This window comes from Streptomyces sp. NPDC057654 (genome assembly GCF_042800135.1).
Taxonomy (GTDB): domain Bacteria; phylum Actinomycetota; class Actinomycetes; order Streptomycetales; family Streptomycetaceae; genus Streptomyces.
In genome coordinates, this window is sequence record NZ_JBHVHQ010000958.1 from 1 (window position 1) to 3,109 (window position 3,109).

Here is a 3,109-nt window from a genome sequence, read left to right on the forward strand (position 1 = left end):
GGCAAGGGGTCGGCGGGCGGCTCCGATTCGACCGGCGGAACGGGCGGCGACAAGCAGGGAGCGGGCTCCGGCCACGGCCCGACCGTCGGCGCGGGCGTCAACGGCGGCGAGGTCGGCAAGGGCGAGGACGGCCAGGGCGTGGACGGCACCTGGGTCGGCGTCCTGAAGTACCTCGCTCCGGGGAAGCTGACGGTGACGCCGGACGACGGCATGGAGCAGGCGTTCTTCGTCGGGAACGACACCAAGGTGCTCGGGGCGGCGGCGATCTGCGCGTCCAACGGCAACGTCACCGTGGACGGCACGTCGAAGTGCACCGACGCCCAGTTGGAGAAGGCGGCCAAGATGGGGTCCCTGACGGTGCGGGTCACGCTGCAAAAGGGCGTCGCCACCAAGGTCGCCGAGAAGTACCACCCCTGACCCCGTCCACCGTCCACCGGCCGGTGCGCCGGCTCCCCCGCCCCCTGGGCTGGGCCTCCACCGCCTCTTGCGCCCGCGGTGAACTCGCCTGCCGCGCGCCGCCGGGCGCGGTTACGTTCAACCGCATGATCCGACGTGTCGCAGTCCTGTCCGATGTCCACGGCGTCCTCCCCGCGCTGGAGGCGGTCCTCGCCGAGCCCGACGTCCGGGCCGCCGACCGGATCGTCCTCACCGGCGACATAGCCGCCGGTCCGCTCCCGGTCGAGACCCTTGACCTGCTCGACTCGCTGGGCGAACGGGCCCTGTGGATCAGCGGCAACGCGGACCGCGAACTGGTCCAGGACAAGCCGTCCCCCGACCCCGTCAGCGCCTGGGCCGCCGGCCGGCTCCGCCCCGAGCAGACCGCGCGGCTCGCCGCCCTCCCCGCCGGCGCCGAGCTGGAGATCGAGGGCCTCGGCCGCGTCCTGTTCTGCCACGCGACGCCGCGCGACGACGAGGAGATCGTCCTCGTCGACTCCCGCGCCGCCCGCTGGGCCGAGGTCATGGCCGCCGTCGACGAGAATGTCGGCACGGTCGTCTGCGGGCACACGCACATGCCGTACGCCCGGATCGCGCACGGCCGGATGATCGTCAACCCCGGCAGCGTCGGCATGCCGTACGGGCGTCCCGGCGCCCACTGGGCCCTCCTGGGACCCGGCGTCGAGCTGCGGCGCACCCCGTACGACTACGCGGCGGCCTGCGCCCGTATCGCCGCCGAGTCCGCGTACCCCGACGCCGCCGCGTGGGCCGACGAGGACGTCCACGCCCGCGCCTCGGCGGAGGAGGCGATCGGCGTGTTCGGCCCGCTCGACGGCCGGGACGCGTGAGCGGACGGCCCTTGACGGCCGCCGGGGACACCGGACCCCCGGTACGCGGCACCGTTCGTCATGAGGGAGCGGGCGTCACGTCGTGCGGGCGAAGTACCCGGTCAGGCCGCGCAGTCCGACGGTGAAGACGTCGTCCCTGAAGAGCGCGACCAGGTGCTCGGCGTCGTGGGCCTCGCAGTCGAAGCCGACGGACCACATGACGAAGGACTCCCCCGTGGTGGTGAGCGGCGAGACCTGGATCGTCGACCGGTAGCCGCGGATGGCGAAGGGGCTCTCGATGATCTCGTAGGTCGTCGCGCGCCGCTGGTCGTCGAGCGAGAGCAGCGTCTCGACGACGGTGCTCCCGTCGCCGAGGCGCAGGGTGCGTACGCTCCCGACGCGGTCGCGGGCGTCGCCGTCGCCCAGGGCGCTGTGCGCGATGGCGGGGTGCCAGTAGGGCAGGCCGTCGAAGTTCCTGACCAGCCGCCAGACCGAGGCGGCGTCTGCCGGGATGACGGCGCTGGCGCAAGTTTCGGGCATCGGCCTGCCTTCGTCGTATGTGCGGTCGTCCGCCGCGTGATCCGCTGATCCGTGCGGACGCCATGATGGCAGGAACGGGCGCGGCGCAGACGGCGGTTCGCCCCGGCGGGCCGGCCTGTGGTATCGGCGCTCACTCCTGGAGCCAGGCCCCGGTCCGTCGCAGCCAGAGGTCGAAGAGCGGGGCGTCGCCGATGATCTCGACGGCCTTGCCGCGGGCGGGCCGGCGGTAGAGCGCCAGCACCAGGTCGGTCAGCGGGCCGCGTACGGTGACGGCGGCGCGGCCCGGCGCGCGGGTGTAGGTGATGGGGGCTGCGGTGAGGTCGATCAGCCGGTCCGCTTCCTCGGGCCGGGCGTCGGTGGCGTGCAGGTGCAGGGTGCGGCCGGGGCCGAGCAACTCGCCGCCGTCGGGGGCGGGTTCGAGGACCTGGGGCAGGGTGCCGAACTCCATCCACTCGTCGAGTGCGTCGAGTGCGACCTCCTCGGCGGCGGTGAACTCCGCGCCGACGGCCAGGGCCGCGTCGGACCGGTGGACGAGCGTCTCGTGCGTCATGCGCCGGGCCCAGAACAGCGGGGTGCCGCCCGGCGCGACGGTCCACACCGACGCGTCGGGCCCGGCCTCGCAGAGTGTGCCGGCCAGGCTCCGGGCGCCCTCGGCGAGCCAGCCGTCCAGCTCGCCGGGGGCCACGTCCGTATAGGCGGCGTCGTCGTCGAGCCGGTCGTGGGGTACGGGCCCCCTCGCGCGGGTGCCGACGATCGTGTCGGCCCAGCGATGGGCGGCGCCGATGTGCCGCAGCAGCCGTCCGAGGTTCCAGTCGGGGCAGGTCGGCACGGGCGCCGTGGGGTCCGCGCCGTCGACGGCCGACCGCAGGAGGTCGGTCTGCGCGATGATCTCGGCGGCATAGCGCTGGAGGCTCAGGCGGCTCATGGGGTCACGCTCCTGACGGTCCCGGTCGCCCGGTCACGGCTGGTAGACGTAGGGGGTGGTGACGCTGAGCCGGGCGAAGCCGAGCCGGCGCAGGATCGGGGCGCTCTCGTCGGACGCGTCGACCTGGAGGTAGCGGTAGCCGCGCTCCGCGGCGAGGCGCGCGCGGTACGCGATCAGGGCCCGGTAGATGCCGCGGCCGCGCCAGCGCGGCTCGGTGCCGCCGCCCCACAGGCCCGCGAACTGGGTGCCCTGGTTGAACTCGATCCGCGCCGAGCAGACCGGCTCGTCGCCGTCCATGGCGACGACCGCGGCGATGGAGTCGGGGTCCTCGGCGAGCCGGGTCAGCACCGCGTTCCGCAGCCGCGTGGCGTCCGTCCCGAAC

Annotated in this window: 4 protein-coding genes and 1 pseudogene; 2 read left to right on the forward strand and 3 right to left on the reverse strand. The window is 74.4% G+C overall.

Annotation, left to right across the window (positions count from 1 at the left end):
* A pseudogene (locus tag ACFU99_RS38850) lies at nucleotides 1-417 on the forward strand (hypothetical protein); the annotation flags it as partial.
* 125 nt (nucleotides 418-542) lie between these two features.
* Nucleotides 543-1,283, forward strand: a complete 741-nt coding sequence (locus tag ACFU99_RS38855) for a metallophosphoesterase family protein (protein WP_384402001.1) — start codon at nucleotides 543-545, stop codon at nucleotides 1,281-1,283.
* Nucleotides 1,284-1,358: 75 nt separating this feature from the next.
* Here the strand turns inward: ACFU99_RS38855 and ACFU99_RS38860 are convergent, their stop codons facing one another.
* The 3 genes from ACFU99_RS38860 to ACFU99_RS38870 form a co-directional block, all read right to left on the reverse strand.
* Nucleotides 1,359-1,802, reverse strand: a complete 444-nt coding sequence (locus tag ACFU99_RS38860) for an SRPBCC family protein (RefSeq protein ID WP_384402004.1) — start codon at nucleotides 1,800-1,802, stop codon at nucleotides 1,359-1,361.
* A gap of 130 nt (nucleotides 1,803-1,932) precedes the next feature.
* Nucleotides 1,933-2,727 (reverse strand): maleylpyruvate isomerase family mycothiol-dependent enzyme, encoded by a 795-nt coding sequence (locus tag ACFU99_RS38865; RefSeq protein WP_384402007.1) that lies wholly within the window; start codon nucleotides 2,725-2,727, stop codon nucleotides 1,933-1,935.
* Between the two features lie 33 nt (nucleotides 2,728-2,760).
* A partial coding sequence (locus ACFU99_RS38870; protein WP_384402010.1) for a GNAT family N-acetyltransferase occupies nucleotides 2,761-3,109 on the reverse strand: 349 nt, incomplete at its 5' end.